This window comes from Tessaracoccus sp. OH4464_COT-324, assembly GCF_003932855.1.
In the GTDB taxonomy this organism is placed as follows: domain Bacteria; phylum Actinomycetota; class Actinomycetes; order Propionibacteriales; family Propionibacteriaceae; genus Arachnia.
Genome location: NZ_RQYZ01000003.1, coordinates 1 through 22,762 on the forward strand (window position 1 = coordinate 1; position 22,762 = coordinate 22,762).

General features: G+C 61.0%; 7 protein-coding genes. 1 reads left to right on the forward strand and 6 read right to left on the reverse strand.

Annotation, left to right across the window (positions count from 1 at the left end; genetic code table 11):
• The coding region (locus EII42_RS13415; protein ID WP_233558254.1) for a hypothetical protein at positions 1–186 on the forward strand (186 nt) is incomplete at its 5' end.
• A gap of 86 nt (positions 187–272) precedes the next feature.
• On the opposite strand, the gene EII42_RS02980 is transcribed toward EII42_RS13415, so the two are convergent.
• Genes EII42_RS02980 through EII42_RS03005 form a run of 6 tightly spaced genes read right to left on the reverse strand, consistent with a single transcriptional unit; the run spans position 273 to position 22,744 of the window.
• Positions 273–1,334 carry a SidA/IucD/PvdA family monooxygenase gene (locus EII42_RS02980; RefSeq protein ID WP_125170637.1) on the reverse strand — a complete coding sequence of 354 codons (1,062 nt, stop codon included), beginning with the start codon at positions 1,332–1,334 and terminating at the stop codon, positions 273–275.
• Entirely contained in the window at positions 1,331–2,065 is a 735-nt protein-coding gene (locus EII42_RS02985; protein ID WP_125170638.1) for a thioesterase II family protein, read from the reverse strand. Before EII42_RS02985 ends, EII42_RS02980 begins: the two co-directional genes overlap by 4 nt.
• Complete coding sequence (locus EII42_RS02990) at positions 2,062–7,818, reverse strand: non-ribosomal peptide synthetase (protein ID WP_125170639.1); 5,757 nt, start codon at positions 7,816–7,818, stop codon at positions 2,062–2,064. Before EII42_RS02990 ends, EII42_RS02985 begins: the two co-directional genes overlap by 4 nt.
• On the reverse strand, positions 7,815–13,433 hold the full coding sequence (locus EII42_RS02995) for a type I polyketide synthase (RefSeq protein WP_125170640.1): 5,619 nt from the start codon (positions 13,431–13,433) through the stop codon (positions 7,815–7,817). Before EII42_RS02995 ends, EII42_RS02990 begins: the two co-directional genes overlap by 4 nt.
• A gap of 21 nt (positions 13,434–13,454) precedes the next feature.
• Positions 13,455–19,952 (reverse strand): non-ribosomal peptide synthetase, encoded by a 6,498-nt coding sequence (locus EII42_RS03000; protein ID WP_125170641.1) that lies wholly within the window; start codon positions 19,950–19,952, stop codon positions 13,455–13,457.
• The gene (locus EII42_RS03005; RefSeq protein ID WP_125170642.1) at positions 19,949–22,744 is read right to left on the reverse strand and encodes a type I polyketide synthase; all 2,796 of its coding nucleotides are present in this window, start codon (positions 22,742–22,744) and stop codon (positions 19,949–19,951) included. The genes EII42_RS03000 and EII42_RS03005 overlap by 4 nt, the downstream gene beginning before the upstream one ends.
• Positions 22,745–22,762 lie beyond the last annotated feature (18 nt).

Here is a 22,762-nt window from a genome sequence, read left to right on the forward strand (position 1 = left end):
CGAGCCGAGGCCTACCGAAACGAATACAACACCCAGCGTCCCCCCGCGAAACGATCGCCAGAACACCGGCCGCTGGAGGTGCACATGGGCCTAGCTGACCCGAACATCCCCAACCTTGAAAGAGAAACCCTGCCAAAAGTTGACACGAGACAGCGGGAGAAACGACTCACCACACTCAACTGCTAGTAACCGATAAGGGCATCCAGCGGCTCGAGGAGATCAGCCGCAACCAGCACTCTTCGGGCCAGGATAAACCTTAGTCCGTAATTAATTCAGGGAGATCCCGCAAGTCGATGTTGAGCGAGCACCTCTGTCACCAGTCTGCCTACCTCTCTAGCCTGCCTTCTCGCGCATCGCACCGAGGCCCCAGCGCAGCCATCACCGAAATGATTGAGACTGACTATATGCCCCCCAATCGACACACGCATCCCCTTCGACTTTCCCCTGACGGAAGCGGGGAAGGCCAACTTCTCAGGAGGTAGGTAGCCGGTTGCGGCAATCACGTGCTCGAAGCATCCTGTTGTCCCGTCGGAGAAGTACACCGTCTCTTCCTCCACGCGCTCGACGCGTACTGGTCGGATGTCGCAGCGAGACCGAACCCGACCAGAGTCCTTGGTGATGACAAAGCCGCGCGGCGCCTCTTCAGCCGTTCTGTACGACAGACAGGTCCCCACAATGCCCAGGAACGAGAGTCGAGAGATGAGGAGAACTTTCCGGCTGGTGACCCATGTTGGGCGGATCATCGGCAAGGTCGCCAGCAGTTCTTCACAGATCTCGACGCCGCTCTGCCCACCGCCGACGACGAGGACCCTGTCACCTACACCAACCGAGGACAAGTCCGACAAGATCGAAGCGTGTACGACTCTCTTACCCGAATACGGGAAGGGAATCATCGGTTTCCCGTAGTGCCCGGTAGCAACCACGAGAAAGAGATACCGCTTAGCGCCTCTATCGCTGGTCACCAATACCCCCTCGCTGCTCTCCTCGACCATGTTTACAGAGCTGCCGAAGTACCTAAACTGTTTATCGCGTCGCTCATCCGCCCACCGAACCAACTCGTCCAGAAACTCTGCAGCGCCCACCGGTCTGATCCGCCAGAATCTACGAGAAATGCACCAACCAGGATTCACCAGTTCTGTGCTGCCGCGTGCCTTGCCATGGGGGAAACCCTGCCAGATCCCGCCCGGCTCTGAATCTGCGGAATACCAGTCAACGTCGAGTCCGCGCCTAGTAAGCTCACGGACCGCCATAATGCCGAACAGCCCACTCCCGACGACCGCGCACGGGATAGTCTCATGCTCCTGCCACGCCTCCCTCACAACTCCCCGGTTCACGCGGCGAAGACCTTGTCTAAGATTATGCTCATAACATGCTCCTTTGAGTGGTGGATGAAGAAGTGATTTCCTGGCACGAAGACGGTCGACACGCTACTCGCCAGGCTCCGCCAACCATCCAAGTGGTCCGATGAGACGAGTCTGTCTCCGGTGCCCCCGATGACCGTCACTGGAACAGGCAGCGCTGGCCCATCTTGATGCTGGAAGTTTTCCATCGCGCAAAAATCGGCCCGGATGATCGGCAGCACCAAGTCCATCAATTCCTTGGAGGCCAGCACCGCCGGAGGCGTCCCCCCCATCTCCGCCAACCGTCGGATGAGTTCATTCTTCGGAGCCTTACTAGCAGCTGGCCCACTACGGGGAATTCGAGGGTCGGGGGAAGCGGACACGAAGAGGTGAATTGGTTGGGGCAACCCGCACCGAACGATCTCGCGACAGAGTTCGTAGGCCACCAATCCTCCCATGCTGTGACCGAACAACGCCAGAGGACGATCCATCAGAGCAGATAGAGAGGGGATAATGTGGTCTACGATTTCTTGCACGCTGAGCAACAGCGGCTGGCCCAAACGGGCACCACGACCCGGCAACTCCACAGGGCACACCTCCAGCCCTTCCGACGCCAGTCGCACCCACTCGCGGAAAACCGACGCAGTGCCGCCTGCGTAGGGCAGACAAACCAAGCGCAGCTTGGGGTCAGGCATTGGCTTGCGCAACCAGAATATGGTGCTCATGCTTCAACCTCTGGGCGGATAGAAACGAGAGAACTCAGCGGTTGGTCGACGTTGCTGGCCAGCTGACGAAGCACGCGCGGCCAGGAACGCGCCAGTCTCCCGACAAGAGCGGAATCCACACGTTCCTGGTCGTAAAGCCAACTGCCGAACACGTCAGCACCCTGCTCAGTAAGTACCAGACTCAGTGCCGTATCATTCGGCTTCCTGTCGTCGCGAACGTGAATGTAAGGGCGGCCCGGGAACGCTGGTTCGATACGCAGATCACGAACCGTTACCTCGGGGAGCGGGGCACTCAACAGATTAAATCCGAGAGGCACCCGCTCCCGAACGGTGGCCATCTCTCGATGCAGAACGCTTGTGGGTGCTCCGGCGCTGTCCAGGCAATCCAGAACATCATCGCGTACAGTGGTCAACCACTGGGAGAAAGTATCTGTTACGCGGACGGAGACCCTGTGGACATGGCTGTTTACCAAGAACCCGACTACCTCCTGGCTCTCCTCCACCTCGCGGCCCGCTGTGGGAAAAGAGACCGCGAACTCTAGCGCTCCTGTGGCGCTGGCCACCGCCAAATCAAACGCCGCCAGCAAGAGTATAAACAGCGAGACCCCTTGCTCCTGAGCTGTGCGGCGCAGGTCTGCCACGAGCGGGCGTTCTAGGGCAAAAGAGAGTTCGGACGAAACGTCGCTCTCCGTTTCCTCTTCAATCAAGTGAAGCAACTGAGGGGGCTTCGGAAGTTTAGCGACGACGCTTCGTACCCGGGCCAGCTTCTGATCCCAGACCCCACCCGTCAAGGAGTCGTGCTGCCAGCGGACGATATCGGTGAAGTCAACCCGGAGAGAATCCTGTTCGTTGTCGGGCATGGCGTGATAGAAGAGGACTAGGTCACGCAAGAGCACCTGATATGACCAGTTGTCGATAACGGCGTGATGCGCGGACAAGACCAACAGATGCTCCGATTCCCCCACCACCAGAAGTTGTCCTCTGACTAGCGGGAGATCAGTGTCGACATCGAACCCTCTACTCGACTCCTCGGAAAGGATCCGCCCGAGTTCCTCAGCGCCTCCGGGGCTGGACGTCTTGTGAACCTCCAAGGGCCAGCGGGAAACGTTGCTGAGCCGTTGCGAATACTGACCATCCACATGAAACAGACGCAACCGCAGAGCTTCGTGTCGAGCCGTCAGGGCGTCGAGCGCATCTTCGAGTCGCTGGAGGTCGAGCGGTCCGTGAAGACGAGCAGCGGTGACCACGACGTGCTCGGCGGCCGTCAGCTCTGGGCCAGACGCGCACAGCCACTCCTGAGCCGGCGACAGAGGAAGATCTCCGTCTCGTACGCTCTGCCGGACTGGTCGCGCAAGTGTGCTGCCCGCAATCCCGCGCTTTACCACCTCTGCGAACCGCGCAACGGTCGGGTTCTCGAACAGGTCTCGAAGGCTCACATCAGTGCTGAAAGCCTTGCGGGTCCGCCCAACTATCTGTGCCGCAAGCAGCGAGTGTCCACCCAATGCAAAGAAATTGCTGTTTCTACCCACCTCATTGACACCGAGCACATCACGCCAGGCGGCAGCCAACTGGGTTTCCAGCTCTCCGACGGGCACATCCTCACTGGTGAGCATGGCTCGGGAACGGGCTGGCGCAGGCAGGGCCTTGCGGTCAACTTTGCCGTTCGAGGTCATCGGGAACTCGTCAAGGAAGACGATGGCTGAGGGCACCATGTACTCGGGCAGTTTGTCGCGCAAGGCTTGGTCCAGTTCGCGACGCAACGGAGCCTCATCCACCCGGGTGATCCGATTTGCCAAAATCTGCGGCCGTGCCGACTCCGGGAACACGATCGGGGAATTCTCCAACGGGCGGCCCAGAGGGTCAAGCCTGCGCAGCACCACATCGTATTCACCCTGAACCGAGTGTCGCCGCCAGTCCGGCTCGGCTTGATAACCGGCTTCCCGAGCCAAAGCAAGCATCTCGGTAGGGTCGATCGCATCGCCCGATACCTGGAGATCGTGCATCTCCACCTGGAAAGTATCTAGGGAAGCTGAGGGCGTCCGCATCTTCTCCACGAGGCGCGCGAAGCACCGGGTTCTAGGGTTCGGCACATCGGTGAGCAGGAACACATCTTTCTCTGCTTCGATAAGTAGCTCCGTCAGAGCCTGAGCGGAACCCAATCGTTTCCACCCTATTGTTTCAACGGAGATGGGTGCACCAACTTTGGACACCGTGAATACCACGTCGTAACGGAAACACGACATCTCATTTTTGACCTTGGTGAGTTTCGGGATCACGTCTACGCGACCAACCCCATGTCGGTTCGCAAAGTCGAGGAAGAACTGCGGATCGAGCACGAGTTCGGAATCTAAGGACATAGCCTGTTTGGCCAGCTCAGACAGCTCCTGCAAGCTGTCTTCCTCGCTTCTTTGCGACCAGACGATGGAAGCATGGAAGTCCTCCAGCAGCGGCAGGCTGCGTACATCGCCGACAATCAGACGGCCCCCCGGGTTGACCCTGGCTAGGGCTCCCGTCAGCACCTCCGCCAGGTAAGAAATGCCTGGGAAATACTGCACCACCGAGTTGATTACGACCGTGTCAAAGGTGCTTTCCGGCAGCTCAGACAATTCGTGCGCAGCGCACTCATGCAACTGCACTTCCATGTCTTCACGTAGACCATCCGCCCCCTGAGCCACTTTCGCGAGCCCCGCTAGGGAGATATCGGTGCCCCAGTAGAGATCGCACGCCCCCGCGACCTCATGCATGAGCATGCCGGTACCGCATCCTACGTCGAGGATCGAGGACGGGTTACCGGCTAGGACCGTCCGGACCACCCCGTCAAGCCAGTCCCGCATGTCCTCGGCCGGGAGCGGATCACCCGTGTAACTGCTGTTCCAGCCGCTCGTGTCGAAAGCCTCTCCGTCGTGTTCCCGGTTCGACTGATAGGCAGAATCCCATATGGTAGCCCAGTCATCCACGGCGTCGGACGCGCCCATAACCCTCGAGTGGGTACAACGGGCGTAGGCGACGATCCTCTTGTCACCCGGGTGATCTTCCCTGACCATGACAACGGCCTGGGCTACTTGGGGTTGAGCCTCCAGCAGCGTTTCGATCTCGCCCAGCTCTATCCGGAAGCCGCGCACCTTCACCTGGTGGTCAATGCGTCCCAAGAACTCAAGTTGGCCGTTTGCGCGGCGCCGGACTAGATCGCCGGTACGGTACAAAACCTCTCCCAAGCCGATGGGGAACGGGTGAGCGACGAAACGCTCCGCCGTCAGGTCCGGCTTACCAAGGTAGCCGAGCGCCAGCCCCAGTCCGCCGATATACAGTTCCCCCGGAACACCGTCCGGTGCGAGCCGCCCAGCAGCATCAATGACGTGGAGTTCGGTGTTGTCGATCGGGTCACCCAGCGTCACTGCCTCTCCCGCAACCTGTCCGACCGCGGACCAAATGGTCGTTTCCGTCGGCCCGTACATGTTCCACAACTCGGCTCCACCGGCCAACAGTCGGGACGCCAGGTCAGGCGTCATCGCCTCGCCACCGCAGAGGATCTTCAGCCCCCGGGCAGGCTGCCAACCGCTGTCCAGCATCATGCGCCACGTAGACGGTGTTGCCTGCATGATGGTGATCGATTCCTCGGTGAGCTGACGCGCAATCAGTGCTCCGTCCCTGGCCGTTTCCTGGTCGGCCACGACGACTCTGGCTCCTACTGTCAGGGGCAGCAGAAGTTCTAGTAGTGAGATGTCGAAGCACAAGGTCGTCACTGCAAGAAGACTGTCCTGGGCCGATATCCCTGGCCTGTCACGCATCGCCCGCAAGAAGTTGGCCAAAGCTCGATGAGGGACTACGACACCCTTTGGCCTACCAGTCGATCCCGAGGTGTAAAGAACATAGGCAGGATCCGCCCCTCCAATGCCGCATCTCAGCGCAGGAGCTGTGTTCGAACGCATCGCCGGGTTCGGGACGACTATCGTCAACTCACCGTCGAAGGGAAGCGGCTCATGCGAGGGAGATATCACAACCCGCAAGCCGGAGTCCTCGATCATGTAGGCTAGGCGCTCCTTCGGGAAGGTGGGGTCGAGAGGCACAAAGGCAGCTCCCGACTGGAGCACCGCTAGCACGGAGATGACCATCTCCACTCCGCGGTCGGCGTGAATACCAACATAGCTTCCACTGCCGACGCCTAGGCCGGTGAGCTCGGAAGCGAGCGCGCTCGCCCTGCTTTCCAACTCCTTGTAGCTGAGCGCTTTCTGACCGCAGCGAACGGCCTCCGCGGACGGCTGACGCGCCACGACCGCAGCTACCTCGTCGGGGACCAGCATGAGGCCCTCAACGTCACGCCGAGTGTCGTTGTGTTTCCTCGCCAGAGCGTCACGGTCGGCTGTTTCCACCCAGCTGATCTGTGTCAACCGGGTGTCCGGAGCCGCCGTTACGGAGCGCACAGCCCGCACCAGAGCGGCAGCAAAACCTTCGACCGTCGAGGTGTCGAAGATATCTGAGTTGAACTCGAACCACCCGTGGAGCCCGTCCTTACGATCGAAAACCTGCAGTTCAAGGTCGAAGCGAGACGTCACACTCCTGATCGTCATCGGCTCCACCACTACACCCTCGAGTTCGAGCTCGGGCAACTCTACGTTCTGGTAAGCGAAGGAAACCTGGAATATGGGAGAGCGAGATAAATCCCGCTCCGGCTGGATATCTTCGACAAGCTTCTCGAACGGCAGGGCGGCGTGGGCGAATGCGTCAAGCGAGGTTCTTCGGACCCGGTCCAGCAGTTCTGAAAAAGTAGGATCTCCTCCGAGACGCACGCGCAGGGCGAGCGTGTTCACGAAAAAACCGATAAGCGGGGCAATTTCGGGACGGTCACGATTCGCGACAGGGGTCCCAAAGACGATATCATCCTGCCCGCTGTAGTATTGCAAGACTGTGGAGAAAGCCGCCAACAGCGCCATGAAAGTGGTCGAACCGTGCTCACGAGCGAGCCGACGGAGAGCACTCGTCTGCTCTGCCGAAATACAGAAAGGAACACTCATCCCACGATGTGTCTGGACGGCGGGACGTGGGCGATCCATAGGGAGATCCAACGCCATGGGTATCCCGCTCAGTTCCCGCAGCCAGTAGGCTTGGTCTTCACCCGTGCTCTCCCCCTCCAGTTGGTCACGCTGCCAACGGGAGTAATCGGTGTACTGCAGGTCAAGCGGAGGCAGGGGAGAGTTTTCTCCTCGGGCATAGGCCCGATATAGCTCGACGAGTTCCCCAATAGCCACCCTCATGGACCAAAGGTCAGCGATGATGTGGTGCATTGTTAGGACCATGACATGCTGAGTGGGGGCAAGCCGAAGGAAGCGAGTTCGCCACAACGGCCCGTTCTCCAGGTCGAAAGGACGAGCGACCTCAGACGTAAGCCATTCTTCAAGGTCCCCGCTGAGCTGTTCCGACCAGTCATCAACCTCCATCTCGATCGTTCCAGTCGGGTGAATCCGTTGCAGAGGCTCCCCGTCGGCCTCGATGAACGTCGTCCGCAACGATGCGTGCCTGCGAACGATCTCCTCGTAGCAGCGCCGCCACAGCACAAGATCGATCGGGCCCGTCAACCGGACGGCCACCGGAACGTTGTAGGCAGCCGTCCCAGGAGTAAGCTGCTCGAGAAACCACAGACGTCGCTGTGGGAACGACGCGGGGTGATCCGAGGGACGGGCACGCAAGGTCGCCAACTTCCGGATCAGCAGGACACGTTTCTCTTCGGGACTGAGTTGTTCCAGGTCGATCGTCATCGTTCCTCCGACAAGTTGCTTCGGGAAAAATCTTCTTGGTCCATCAATTCAGTGAGCATCGCTTCCACCTCGGCATCTGATAGGGCGGCAACATCAATTTCCTCCATGCCGCGTCGCTCGATCTTGTTGATGCTTTCCTCTTCCCCTGCGCCGCCTTCGATCAGCCATGCTGTTCGGGCCACGGTTGGAGCCTCGAAGAAGGAACCCAGGTCGAGCGTGACTCCCAACTCAGCACGAATAGTGGCGCCAATTTGCACGGCCGCCAGTGAATGGCCTCCAAGGGCGAAGAAGTCATCCTCAACGCCAATCGGAGCAACGCCCAAGGACTCGCCCCAAATCCGGGCGACCGACTTCTCGGTTTCGGTTCTGGGCGCCACGTACTCTGTGTCAAGTTCTGGACGCGGATGCGAAGAGCCCGAGGGACGTTTCAGGTCCAGATCCGCAGCAAGGTCGAAGACATCAGTGGTTCGCATCCGTTCCCGCACCATGGTCAGGTCAGCTGCCGAGGCCACCACGGAAGCTGGCATACGCGCCGCACCAAGGATGCGCAGCAGCAGCGCCGTCGATTCTGCGGGATGAATCCCGGCTGGAGCAACCCTGCCTGATTCCGCAATCTCAGTCGTCTCCGACCTCAGGGCTGATACGGCCCTATCGATCTCGCGCCGCAACTCGGCAGGTTGGTGGATTCTCTTCATCAGAAACCCACGGATTTCAGCCAGGAGACGTCCATCGCTGTCGCGGATGTCTGCGTCACAACCGATTGTTTCTCGTTGGGCGTCACGCGCGTCAACTCTGATGACGGCGTTTATACTGGCCGTTAGGGGAGCATGAACAGTCACGCTCCTGTAGCCGAAGGGCAGGTAGTATCCTGCTCCCGCCCCCAACCTTGACACGCCGCCGACGATGTCCACTAGCGCTGGGTGCAGCTGGTAGTCCCTCAACTCATCGGCCGCAGCCTCAGGCAGCGCGAGCTCAGCGACGAGTCCGTCATCACCGACATGGATGCGCTTGAGAGAACGCCATCTACCGGACACCGAAAACTGCAGCAGACCATCGCTTGCCGCCTCCTCAAGTCGAAGACGTCGGCGCAGCTGCTCTTCTCCTTCGATGATCTCCCGCACTGAGCAGGTTCCGAGAAGAGCCTCCCGATCCAACCGTTCCGCCGAGGAGCCCTCCGTGAGGACTACGGCCCTACCCTGCGCATGTGTAGTCCAGGTACTGCCCTGACGACTGGAGACCCGGAAGTGGTAACCGTCCTTGCTTTCCCTGATAGTGGTGCAGATCTCTGTATCTATGCCGTCGGGGACGACGACGGGGGCCATGTACATAACGTCTCTGAGTTCGATGGGCCGCCCCGCCGCGTAGGGCTCGATAGCGGCACGGACGATCTCCAGATAGGTCGTGCCAGGGACCAAACCGTGCCCGAGCATACGGTGCTCGGCCACGATCCAACTCGTCGCAGTATTGAGCGACGTAAGAATGATCTCCTGACCGTCTCTGTCGAGCCTGCGTTCCTTGATGAGCGGATGCTCACCGGGGACTACACCTCCTCCTTCCAATGCCATACCCGTGTCCTTCCACGTGTCCCAAGCAACGGAAACCACGGGGTTCCCCCGCCTGCCGGCACGTTCCGCCAGGGCATCAAGGCAGCAGTTGGCCGCAATGTAATTGCACTGTCCGGGCCCGCCAACCACAGCGGTACGAGAGGAACAAAGGACCGCGAAATCGAGGGGGTCCTCGGCGCAGGCTGTCAGAAGTGCTTCCGCTCCCGCCACCTTCACCGCAATTACGGGGTCCGAGGCAGCCGCGTCAAGGCTGGTAATGGCTCCAGAAGACGGGAGACCTGCCGCATGGATGAAACCGTTAATCGGTCCGGAGCGAGCGCGCAGTCGGGACAACTCGCGTTCGAGCGCGGCTTCATCAGTGACGTCAGCGCTGAGGGGGACCACTTCTGCTCCTTTCTCCCGCAGATCGCGAACGGCGCGCAATCGTCGAGTGGTGGAGTCCAGCGGGGAATGGGACGAGATCCATCGATCCCATTCCTCCTCCGGAGGCAGCTCGTTTCTGCCAAGCAGCCCCAACACTGGTCTGTTGACCCTGTCGACAAGGGAATCTGCGATGGCTAGACCCACTCCCCCGAACCCGCCTGAGATCACGTAGACTCCCCTATCCCGCAGGCGCATAACGCGCTCCGGGGCACCTATTCGTGGGATGGCATCATGGCCTCGCCCCCACCAGCGGCCAGCACGGCGGGCGCACAGACGCGGGTCGAGTTCCGGGCCAGTTACTTGGAGGCCTGCGGCGATCTCGTTCAGCAGAACGGAGTCGGGCGCGACGAGGACAGCGGGGTCCAGGTCCACCACGAATGCTTTGAGCTCCGGAATCTCCGACGGAGCGCTCAGGCAAGGCCCAATCAAGGCGGCGTGCGAGGGGACCAGTTCCTCAATTCCCGTCACCGGGAAAACGCCTGTGGTAATTGCATCGAGCCGCACAGAACCCAAGACCGCAGTCTGGATCGATTGGCACAGGGCGACCATGCTCCCGAGCGCTTCCTCTGCTTGTCGGGATGTGCTGGCAGCGCTGCGTGCCGCGTTACCTGGACCGCCGCTGGCTACACTCCAGAGGTGGAAGACCCGTAGCGCATCTTCTCCCCGGAACGCTGCTTCAAGCAACGCCTCGTGGTCTGAGCGGCTACGTGGGCTGATGAGGAAGCGGGCGTCGGTCAGTCGTGAGAATCCCTCGCCGCGATAGACCTCGACTACCCGCCCTCCGCGGCGGCGATGCTCGCGCACCAAGGCGGCGCCCAAAGCGGTATCGGCTCCCAGAACCAACCAAGGTTGGTCCACCGGCCAGGCCTCAGCGTTCAGGGGCGTAGTCACCTGGCGCCAGATCGGTTCGTAGAGCATTCCGCCGTCGCGGGTCTCCGCCTCGGTTACAGGGGTGGCGGGGATCGGATCGACCCAGTGGCGAATCCGCTGGAAGGGGTAAGTCGGCAGGTCGCCAACTGCTCTGCGTTCACCGCTGTTGAATGCCTTCCAGTCGATCTCGGCGCCGACTTCCCAAAGGCTACCCAAAGCGGTCAGCAGAGAAACTTGTTCGTCACCCTGCCCAGCCTTGCGAGGAAAACTCGCCACAGAACGCCATTCCTGGCCTGGCTCCAACTGCGTTTGGACAGCGCTGCTCAACGCATGACCAGGTCCAACTTCAACCAAGACGGTATCCGGCTCCTTCAGCACCGTGGCAACATTCTCAGCGAAGCGCACGGGGAAACGCAGTTGATCCCCCCAGTACTTGGTTGAGATAGCCGAATCATCCATCCATGTCCCCGTTAGGTTGGAGCAGATTGGGATTCGGCCTGGCACGATATCTACTCGATCCATGAACTCAACCAGGCGGGCAGCCGCCTCATCCATGTGGGCCGAGTGGAAGGCATGCGACGTGTGCAGCCGACGATGCCCGATGCCGCATCCGTCGAGAGTCTCGGCGAAGACTCGAATCGCCTCGTCGTCGCCCGATATGACGCAGGTGGTTGGAGAGTTCACAGCGGCCAGCCAAAGACCTTCTCCGAGTAGGGGCTGGATTGACTCCGCCGAAGCCAGCACCGACAGCATGGAGCCGGGTGGGCACTGCTGCATGAAACGGCCCCGTGCGGCAACGATGGCTGTGGCGTCGGAGAGCTCCATCATTCCCGACAGACAAGCAGCTACGTACTCGCCAATGCTGTGCCCGACCATCGCTGCCGGCTGAATGCCCCAAGCCATCAGCGTCTTGGCCAGGGCGTATTCCACAGCGAAGAGCGCCGGTTGGGTCACTGCGGTCTGCCGGAGTGCGGCAGCTGCTTTTCCTGGCTCCGCGCCGGGTGGCGGGAAAAGCACCGACTCAAGGTCCTGCTCGAGGTGCGGTTGGAAAAAATCCAGGCATGAGCGCAGCTGCCCACGAAAGACAGGCTCACTATCAGCAAGAGCTTGTGCCATACCGAGATACTGAGCTCCCTGCCCGGGAAAGAGGAAGACGATCTTGGGACGGCCTGCTTCGCGGGCCGTTGCCGCACGACGCAACACCTTAGCGGCTTCAGCAGGGCCAGCTGCCACGACCGCGCGCCGATACTCGAATGCTCGACGCCGCATGGCAAGGGTGTAGGCCACGTCTTCCAGCGGCCGGTCCGGATGTGTCTCAAGGTACCCAGCCAGTCGCTGGGAAGCCTCCGCGACGCCCCGTGCGGAGCGCGAAGAGATGGTCAGTAGGGAACGAGACCGCTTCGGATCGTCGTTGCGCGCGCTCGGAGCTTCCTGCAACACGACATGCACATTGGTGCCACCGATGCCGAACGAGCTGACGCCAGCGCGCCGCGGCTCATTACCGCGAGGCCACTTCTCATTCTCTGCAACAACCCGAAAAGGTGTTTGGTCCAACCCGAGCTGCGGATTCGCCCTCTTGAAGTGCAGCGTTGGCGGGACCTGCTTGTGCTCCAGGACGAGCACTGCCTTGATGAGCCCAGTGACACCCGCTGCGGCATCCAGATGACCGAGGTTACTTTTGACCGAGCCGATTCGGATGCTTCCTGGTTCCGCTCCGTCCGGAGCGTAGGCACGACTTAGAGCCGCGATCTCAATAGGATCCCCCATTGGAGTGGCAGTACCGTGGGCCTCAATGTAGCCGACACTCGCAGGCGAGACCCCGGAAACCGCCAACGCTTCAGCCACGACTTCTGCCTGTCCCTCAACGCTGGGTGCTGTGTAACCCACCTTGTGCGCGCCGTCGTTGTTCACGGCAGTTCCAAGGATCAGAGCTCTTACGTGGTCCCGCGCCTTTACAGCTTCCTTAGCCCGACGCAGCACCACCATACCTACGCCGTTACCGATGACGGTTCCCCCCGCGTCGGCATCGAAAGGACGGCAATGCCCGTCGGAAGAGAGGATGCCGCCTGGATCATGCAGATAGCCGTTCTGCAAGGGAACATTGATTGAAACGCCGCCGGCCAAGGCAACGTCACACTCCCCCGAAAGCAAGCTCTGACAAGCCAAATGGACCGCCAGCAGCGAAGTAGAACACGCGGTTTGAACCGTCATGGCTGGCCCCGTCAAACCGAGTTTGTAGGCTACCCTGGTCGCCAGGTAGTCCTTATCGCTTGCCAGCTGGGTTTGGTAGCGACCCACCGCTTCCAGGCTCCGTTGTTCCGGGACCAAGTTTTCGAGGAGATAGGTGTTGAGACTAGAACCGCCGAAGACACCGATGCGCCCGTCGAAGTCAGCAGGATCAATGCCTGCCGACTCTAGCGCCGCCCACGAGCACTCAAGAAAGACGCGGTGTTGGGGATCCATGACATCAGCCTCGCGCGGTCCTATTCCGAAGAAATCCGCGTCGAAACAGTCCGCTTCCTCTAGCGACCCCTTGGCGCGGACGTAGGAATCAGCACCCAGCAGATGCTGATCTACGCCTGCTTGAAGGAGTTCCTCCAAACTGAACTGCCGGACCCCCTCACGCCCAGCAACCAGTTCATCCCACAAACGCTCCACATCGGGGGCGCCGGGGAATCGGCCTGCCATTCCGATGATGGCAACGCTCATCTCAAGTTCCGTGGCCTCATCCACCGCAGACTCCTCGTATCCGTTCATTTGTTGATTGATCCCCAACCATCAAGAAACTCCTCGCTCGCCTGCATTCCGGCGACGAGCCATCGCTTTCCTCCGAACTGCCGCTCGTGATTTGACATCCAGTCGGATGCGGCTCCGAGACGGCCCCCCGTCAAGCAACTGCGCCATGGACCGAATCGTGGAATGGCTGAAAAGGTCGACCATCGGGACCTGAGTTTGGAAATCCGCTTCCAGTTCAGCCCGCAGGGCCACCAGGAGAAGGGAGTGCCCGCCCAGGTCGAAGAAGTTGTGCTCGACTCCAACCTCTTCAAGGTCCAACAGTTTGGACCAGATAGCGGCAACCCGGCGCTCCGTCTCGGTCTCCGCAGGTGCGAAGGCCCGAGCGAGCATCGTTCTTGACGGGTCAACGTCGGGAAGCGCGGAGCGATCGAGTTTGCCGTTACTGGTTACCGGGAAAGCGTCGAGCTCGACGATCGAGGACGGCACCATGTACTCGGGAAGGCGCTCGCGCAGGAAGAACTTCAACTCACCCGAGTTCGCTTTTCCGCCTCCCCTGAAGTAGGCAACCAGTCGCTGGGCTGCTTCACTACCACGAACCACAACAGCCGCTTCCTCGACCGCCGGATGCTGCGACAGAACAAACTCGATCTCCCCCAGTTCGACACGGTTGCCACGTATCTTCACCTGGTGGTCGATCCGTCCATGGAAGATCAAGACGCCGTCAGCACTCACGCTGGCGAGGTCACCCGTCCGATACAGCCGGGCCCGCCCTGAAGGGTCAGTCGGGTCAGGCACGAATCGCTCAGCGGTGAGATCCGGTCGGCCCAGATAGCCGCGGGCCAGGTTGGGGCCACCGAGGTGGAGCTCTCCAGGCACCCCAAAAGGAAGAGGCCGCCTACGCCGGTCGAGGACTCGGGCCACAGTGTTTGCTATGGGCCGACCGATCGGCACGGCATGTCCCCGGTCTCCCCGCACGCACTCCCACCACGTGACGTCAATGGATGCCTCGGTGGGGCCGTAAAGATTGTGAAGCTCGGCATCCAACTTCTCGAAGAATCGTACTTCGAGTTCCTTCGGCAGCGCTTCCCCGCTGCACACCACTCGACGCAGACTGCCACATCTGTCAAGATCTTCCTCCCGCAGGAAAGTCTGCAACATGGACGGAACGAAGTGGACGGTCGTTATGCCCTCCTCCGCAATTGTCTGGACGAGGTAACGCGGGTCGCGATGGCCTTCTGGCAGAGCCATAACCAAGCATGCACCGGCCATCAGCGGCCAGAAGAATTCCCACACCGACACGTCGAAGGTGTAGGGAGTCTTCTGCAGCACCAAATCCGTTCCGTCCAGCTGAAAAGTGTCTTGCATCCACAGCAGACGGTTCCGGATCCCCTCATGGGTGGACATAACTCCCTTCGGCCGTCCTGTCGAGCCGGAAGTGTAGATGATGTAGGACAAATCCTCCGGGGCAATCACATGATCCGGCGGTGCCGAGTTGGTTAGCAAGACAGTGTCCTCAAGCACCCGGTCGACCTGGACAATGGTCTCAGCGAGACCCGTCGCTTTCGCCCCTACGAGTTCATGGGTCAGCAGGACGCGCGCTCCACTATCGGAAACCATGTCCTCCAACCGCTGACGGGGGCTGACCAGGTCGAGGGGAACATAGGCTCCTCCGGCCTTCATCACTGCCAACAACGCAATCGGCAATTCCAGCGAACGCTCCATGAGCACGGCCACCGGGGTATCGCGATCGACGCCAAGCCGACGCAATCTCCAGGCCAGGTGATTCGACATTGACTCAAGCTCCCGGTAGCTGAGCTCCAAATCTCGGAAACGAACGGCGGTTCGATCTGGATGGGAGGCGACAGCCCTGGAAATACACTCCGGGACGGTCGCGGGAGCGTTCCAAACTGTCGGTGCCCCTGCGGTGGCTTCCTCCACTTCACGGCGTTGCTGTTCATTAATGAGCAGCAAGTCGTCAACCGGAGCCTCCGGCGTGGAACATCCCTGAAGCAACACCATTTCCAAGGCATGCACGAGGGAGCGTGCGTCGGCTTCATCAAATAGCGCCGTGCTGAAGTCAAGCCGTCCTCGGATCACGCCGTCTTGTTCGCGGAAGATCCACTCGAGATCAAACTTCACGCTGGTTACCCAGGGGGGCCTGGCCTCGACGCGCAGCCCAGCCCCCTCCCACGTCTCGAAGGGGACATCTTGCATCGATAGGCCCACCTGGAAGACGGGGTGTCGAGCAAGATCACGAGGCGGGTTGATCCTCTCTACCAGTTGTTCGAAGGGCGCCCCCTGGCACTCGAAGACCTCCAAAGCTGCCGCCCTGGCCCGATCAATCATCTCTACAAAGGTCGGATCGCCTGAGACGTCCAGGCGCAGCGGGAGGGTGTTCACGAACAGTCCGACCAGCTGCTCAAGCTCTGCATAATGCCGGTGAGCCATGGGGACGCCGAGGACGATATCGTCTCCTCCTCCGAAACGGTAGAGCACGCTGGCCACAGCGGCAGAGAGCACCATGAAGGGGGTCGCCCCACGGTTCTGTCCCAACTCGGTCAATCGGACAACCAGATCCGTAGGCAGTTCCATCTCCACCGTCGCGCCTCTGCTATCCCATTTGGCGGGTCGTGGTCCAGCCATCGGCAGCGAGAGTTCTGTCGGTGCGCCTTCGAGCATCCTCGCCAGGCGCCCTACGTCCGCCTCGCTAGCGTCGCGCTGGTTATCAAGATTCTCCCAGAACGCGTAATCACAGAAACCGATTTCCAGCGCCGGCAGCATGGCCTCGTCACCGTCGAGTTCGGCACGGATGAACTCCAGCAGGTCGCGCAAGATCACCGTCAACGACCATTGGTCCGCGATAATGTGGTGCATCCCGAGGAAAACCACGCTGTCTTCAGCTCCGGTGACCACCTGCGCCAGACGCAGCAACTTTCCGTTGGCAAGGTCGAAAGGTTGCGCAAAGAACTGCAGACCAGCTTGCTCAATCAACTCCTCAAGATTCGAGGGAGACTCGTTCGAAAGGTTAAGCAACTCGACGTGCGGACGGTTCGCCTCGCTGAAGATAAGGCACGGTTTTCCATCAACAGAACTCACCGCAGCACGCAGCAGGTCATGACGGTCAGCGAGACAGGACACCGCGCGGACGAAGCGCTCGTGATTCAGGGGACCACGGACGTCAAGCACAGCGCTCAACACGTACTCTTTGCCGGAAGAGATTCCGTCCAAAAACCAAATGCGACCCTGAGCTTTGGTCAGGGGAACAGTCGCTCCTGCCGGACGAGGAGCGATCCGGGGCGCTCGCGTCGCGTTGCCCGACACCCCGCCGTGGTCCCGAATCCATCGGGCTATCCCAGCGACAGTGGGATGGTTGAAAATCTCACGCAACGGGATCTCCGACGACACGACCTGGTTCAGCTGAGTCGCGAGCCTCGTCGCAAGCAGCGAATGCCCACCCAGCTGGAAGAAGTCGTCGAAGGTACCAACTTTATCGAGCTGCAGCAGGCCAGCGAATGTTCCCGCGACGAGTTCTTCTATCGCATCCCTCGGTTCCTGGTAGGGCGTGGACAAAGCTCGCTCACGGTGAGGCTCAGGCAGCCGGGAACGATCCACTTTGCCGTTCGGAGTCAAGGGAAATTCCTTCACCACCATGACCGCTGCTGGTGTCATGTAGGCGGGCAATTCCCGTCGGGTCTGGCTTCCGACCTCGGCGGCTGTTACCTGCGATCCGCCGGACTCTACCCATGCAACCAGGCTGGTCTCTCCGTCGTGTTCGTAACAGCCGACGACGGCCGCTCTGACCCCTGGTATACGCAGAATGACCGCTTCAATCTCCCCAAGCTCAATCCGGTAGCCGCGGATCTTTACCTGATGGTCGGTGCGCCCCAGGAACTCGAGGGAGCCATCGGGGTGGCGCCGCACGATGTCTCCCGTGCGGTAGACAAGATCGGAAGTTTTCATCGACGCTGTGGCAGGCACGAAACGTTCAGCGCTCAAATCCGGACGCCCCCAATAACCGAGGGCAAGGCCATCACCGCCGATGCAGAGTTCACCGGCCACTCCGAAGGGCGCGAGCGCACCGGAAGGCTCGACGACGTAGAGATCCGTATTCGCGATGGGTCGGCCTAGACGGATCGGCGCCTCGTCAATCTCTTGAATAGAGGACCAAATGGTGGTCTCGGTAGGCCCATACATGTTCCACAGGTGTCCGCAGCGGGGCAATAGCTCCGCGGCCAGCGTTGGCTGCAGCGGCTCTCCGCCGCAAAGCAACGTCAGGTGTTGGCCACCGCCTTTCCATCCAGAGGACAACAGCATCCGCCACGTTGATGGGGTGGCCTGGACGATGGTGGCCTCGCTGTTTGCGATGGCATTCGCCAAAAGAGCAGGGTTCCGAGCGACTCCGTCCTCAGCAACGACCAATCGGGCACCGGCCACCAGTGGTCCGAACAACTCCAGCCCTGAAATATCGAACGACAAGCTGGTCAGAGCAAGGAAGATGTCCTCGGGTCCGAAGCCAGGTTGCTCGGCAAGAGACATCAGCAGGTTGTTGAGTGCGCCGTGCGGCACCCTAACTCCCTTGGGGCGCCCGGTCGACCCGGAGGTATAGATCAGGTATGCGGCGTCGTTTCGTTCGACGATGGGCCAGTTCGCCGGGGCGTCCGTCGCAGTCTCCCCCTCAGCTTGGTCGTCAACGACTAGCACCTTTGCACCGGAGTTCGGCAACGAGACACTGTCGGCCCGTGAGGTGACCACCACGGACGCGCCCGCGTCCCCCAGCATGTAAGTCAGCCGGTCCTCGGGGAGGTCAGGGTCTAGCGGAACGTAGGCGCCTCCGGCTAGGTGAACCGCAAGCAGAGAGGCGACCATGTCGATCCCGCGGGAAAGGCACACGCCAACATGGCTGTGCAGGGTCACGCCGAGTCGGCTGAGCTTGCCTGCCAAGTTTCGCACCTTGGTCATGAACTCGCGATAGCTCACTTGCTCGGTGCCACAAACCACGGCGACGCGATCTGGATAGGTCTCGGCGATGTGCGCCACCTGTTCGTGCACGAGAAAAGTCTCGCCCCAGTCCCGGCGCGGACCCGAGCCCGCCTCCAGGAGTTCCTGCACTTCCCCTTCGTCACATAGTTGCAGGCGATCGACGGTCTGCTCCGGTTCCGCGCATGCCGAACGAAGCAACCGAACATAGCGTGACGCGACGCGCGCGATCGTTGTGTCATCGAACAGATCGGTGTTGTACTCCACCAGGCCGGTGATCCGATCGTCCTCGGAAACGAGCTGCAACTCCATGTCGTATCGGGCAGCGTGGCTTTCGACAGCCACCCGGCTGAATTCCACACCTCCCGCCCACACCGTAGGTAGAGGTTCGCTCTGGTGGGCAAAGCTCACTTGGAGCAAAGGGGAACGACTCAAGTCACGCTCCGGCGCGAGCCGTTCGACGATCTCGTCGAACGGTGCGTGAGCATGCGCGTAGGCGTCCAGACAAGTGTCCCGGACCCGCCCCACAACTTCGACGAAGGTCGGAGAGCCAGACAAATCAGCACGCAGGGGAAGAGTGTTTGCGAAAAGGCCGACGATCCCGGCCACCTCAGGGTCATCCCGGTTCGCGATAGGGATGCCCACCACGAAGTCTTCCTGCCCGGTCATCCTGTGCAACAGGACCTGATAGACAGCCAACAGGATCATGAAGGAGGTGGCACCGAGTCGGCGACCGAGTTCCACAACTTCACGAGCAAGGCCTTCAGGCAACAGCAGGTTCTTGGAATGCCCCGCAAAGCGCTGCGTCTTGGGTCGTTCGTGGTCGGCCGGAAGTTCGATGACTGTCGGTGCACCAGCCAGCAAGCATTCCCAATAGTCCACATCGTGGGAGGCGACGCTTCGGTGACGCTCGTCCAGCATCCGCTCAACGATTTGGGTGTAGGTCAGGGGCAGCGGTTCGAGCGGAGACGAGGAGCCCTGGGAGAACGCATCGTAGAGACGAGTGAATTCTGCAAAGAGGATACCCACCGACCAACCGTCGGAGACGATGTGGTGGACGACAATCACCAAGATGTGCTCCAGCTCAGCGGTTCTGAACAGTCGCAACCGCAACAGTGGCGCGGTCGTGAGGGGCATCGTCTCCTGGATCGTCGCGGTGATAGAGCGGCGAAGCTCCTCCTCACGCGTCGACTCCGGTATTCCGCGCAGATCTTCCGTCTCAAGAGTGAACTCGACGCGGGGCACCACCCGCTGGATCGGTTCGCCCTCAACGATGTCGAAACAGGTTCGCAGGGCTGCATGGCGGACGATGAGTTCTCGAGCGGCCCTCTCAAGCGCGCCGACATCAAGCTGGCCCCTAAGCCGAACTACCGCCGGGACGAGATAGGCGGAATTATCAGGGTAGAGCCTGTCGAGGAACCAGAGCCGCCGTTGCGTCTGCGACATCGGGTGGTCCGTCGGCTCGTCTGCCGTCTGCGAAGCGCCACCCGTCAGGCGTGCCGCCAACAGCGCCCGCTCCCCCGGAGTGAGGTTGGCTAGGCGATCAGCCAGTTTCGGGGTCATTCGCTGTCCTCCCCGAGCAGTATGAGTGCTTCTTCAAGAGGGATCTTCTCCAACTCTGCGAGGAGGTCGTCGCTGAACCCGCTACCGCCTGCCTCGGTTGCCTCGCCAGCCGGCCGATCCAACCGCTGGAGGACGGCCGCGGTGATGCTGGCGACGGATGATTCCCGCAACAACGCAGACACCGACAGATCCACGCCCAAGTCTGTCTTCAGACGCTTCCGAATTCCGAGGGCCATCAAGGAGTCGACCCCTAGCTCAAGTAGCGGCCTATCCCAGTCCCTCTTGATGGTTTCCTGTCCCAGGGCGGCGTCAAGCTCCGCCTCAAGATGGGAGGCGAGAACCTCAAAGCGTTGGCCCGGCGAAACTGCCAGGAGTTCTTCACGAGTCAACGAGCGACCAGTTTCCTGGTGGTTGGGGGCGGTGCTCAACGGACTCGGGTTTCCGGCGGAGGCACATAACGCCGAGGGAGCCGAGGTCCAGATCCGAACCCGGTCGTAGGGAGTCAGGGCAACGGGAACTCGCCGTCGGGAACCTTCAGGTTCCAGCTCTGACCAGTTGGGCCGGGCACCCGCAAGGAAGAGTTCCCGCAGCGATTCGAGCATCGTTTGACGATGGTTTGTACGGCCCGCAGCAAGTACCGGGACAGGTGCGATGAAACGCTGGGGGCCTCCAAGCGCGAGCAGCAGGTCGCAATCGGCCTGCTGGATCGGCCGCGCCTGTCTGCTTCCGGGGGCATCCGCATTGGCCAGCTTGCTCCAGATTCGCGGATTGGCCAGCTCTCTCGGTGTGACACGTCCACCGAGTACTTCGGAGTACCATCGGGTCCGAGGCCCTGCCGTTTCCACGGATCGGGCAATCTGCTGGAGGGCGGCTGGCTCCCCCCGATGTGCTGCCTCGGCTAGACGTCGGGCCGTCGTGAAATCGATCACCCCGGCCACCACTGCCGCGAGTAGTTCGCCGCCCGCCGAACCGTGGACGACATCCGGTTCGAAACCAAGTCGACGCCACAACTCCACCGCCGCCATCTGCTCTTCCCAGCCACGACCGCTCGTCGGCGAGGGTATCTCGTCGCTGAGCCGGACGGGTATCTGTTCGGGTTGCTGGGCCGTTTCTCCTAAGACGAAGCCCACCTTCGGAGCGGGCCGCCCTGAGTAGCTGATTCCCTCATTGGGACGTTTGGCCACCTCCGCCAAGGCTTGGCGAAGCTCGGCCCGTGTGTTCCCGACAACGGCGGCACGGTAGGGCAGCGGGAAACGTCCCATCGCCGTGGACCAGCAGTAATCGGCCACTCCCACGGACTCGTCCTCCAGCGCCGCTCTGTGGAGCCGAGCCAGCTCACGAACTGCATTGGGGCTGGCGGCCGAAAAAGGTAGGATCTGCGGGAAGCTGTCTGAGGTGGGAGACTCGGGGAAGCTTCCAGGATCCGGGGCTTCCTCCACGAGCAGGTGCACGTTGGTACCGCTGAGCCCGAAGCTGCTCACCCCAGCTACCCGGCTCCCACTGCGCGGCAACCACGGGACCGGCTCCGTCGGCACCTTGAACGGCACTCGCTCCGAATCAATGAACGGGTTGAGTGCCTCGTAGTGCAGATTCGGCGGAATCGTCTGGTGCTGCAATGCCAGCACAACCTTGGTGAAGCCGGCTACGCCCGCGGCGGCTTCCATGTGCCCAAGGTTGCTCTTGACCGTGCCAAGGAACCATTCGTTGCCTTCGTCTGCATGATAGACATCAGCCAAAGCGGCTGCCTCTATCGGGTCCCCGATGGAAGTGCCAGTACCGTGAGCCTCGACGAAGGAGATTTGTTCTGGCTGTATCCGGGCAGATCGAAGGGCTTCGTGCAGAAGGGCACGCTGGGAATCGACGTTGGGAGCGGTCAGTCCCGTACTGCGGCCGTCCTGGTTCATCGCACCGCCACGGATCACTGCCAGCACCCGATCCCCGTCAGCCTGGGCGTCCGAGAGCCTTTTGAGGACAACCATCCCACATCCCTCGCTGCGCACGAAGCCATCCGCTGAAGCGTCGAAGGAGCGGCAGCGGCCTGTGGGGGAGAGCATGTTGAACTGAGAGAAAGCAACGTTGGGCAGCGGAGAGAGCATCACATTCACGCCGCCAGCCAGCGCTACATCGCAGTCGCGGGTCTGAAGGGCTCGACAGGCTTCGAATATCGCGACCAATGATGAGGAACATGCAGTATCGATCGAGAGTGCAGGGCCCCTGGTGTCAAACAGATAGGCGAGTCGTCCAGAGAGGATGCTATGGGCGGTACCGGTCGCGGCATAGGCCGAGAGATGTTTGGGGTCGGTGAAGTAGGTGGTCGCGTAGTCGTTTCCGACGACACCAACGAAGATCCCGGTGCGGCTGCCAGCTAACCGCCCCACGATCCCAGCGTCCTCGAAGGCGTGCCACGCGACTTCCAACGCCAACCGCTGGTTAGGGTCCGTCTCCACGGCTTCTCGCATGGACAGCTGGAAGAAGCCTGGGTCGAACTGGTCAATCCCCTCCAGGAAACCGCCCCAGCGGCTCGTCGACCGGCCGGGGCCGCCGTCGGGATCGAAGTAGCCTTCGGCGTCCCACCGGTCCAGGGGCACCTCGCCCACTCCGTCGATACACCTCATGAGGATGTCCCAGTAACGTTTCGGATCGTCGGCCCCTCCTGGGTACCGACATCCCATGCCGATAACGGCGATCGGCGAGAATGCCTCGGCTCGCGCCTCAGCCAGTTCTTCGCGCAGCTTTTCTATGACCGCCAGCGCCCTCCGATAGGTCTGGCTTTTAGCCAACTTCGTATTCATCGCCCCCTGCTTTCGTTG

What these genes read in the sequence shown, in the direction of transcription:
- EII42_RS03000 (WP_125170641.1), bottom strand. Translation starts at nt 19,952, where the DNA reads ATGACCCCGAAACTGGCTGATCGCCTAGCCAACCTCACTCCGGGGGAG.
- EII42_RS02985 (WP_125170638.1), bottom strand. Translation starts at nt 2,065, where the DNA reads ATGAGCACCATATTCTGGTTGCGCAAGCCAATGCCTGACCCCAAGCTG.
- EII42_RS02990 (WP_125170639.1), bottom strand. Translation starts at nt 7,818, where the DNA reads ATGACGATCGACCTGGAACAACTCAGTCCCGAAGAGAAACGTGTCCTG.
- EII42_RS02995 (WP_125170640.1), bottom strand. Translation starts at nt 13,433, where the DNA reads ATGAACGGATACGAGGAGTCTGCGGTGGATGAGGCCACGGAACTTGAG.
- EII42_RS03005 (WP_125170642.1), bottom strand. Translation starts at nt 22,744, where the DNA reads ATGAATACGAAGTTGGCTAAAAGCCAGACCTATCGGAGGGCGCTGGCG.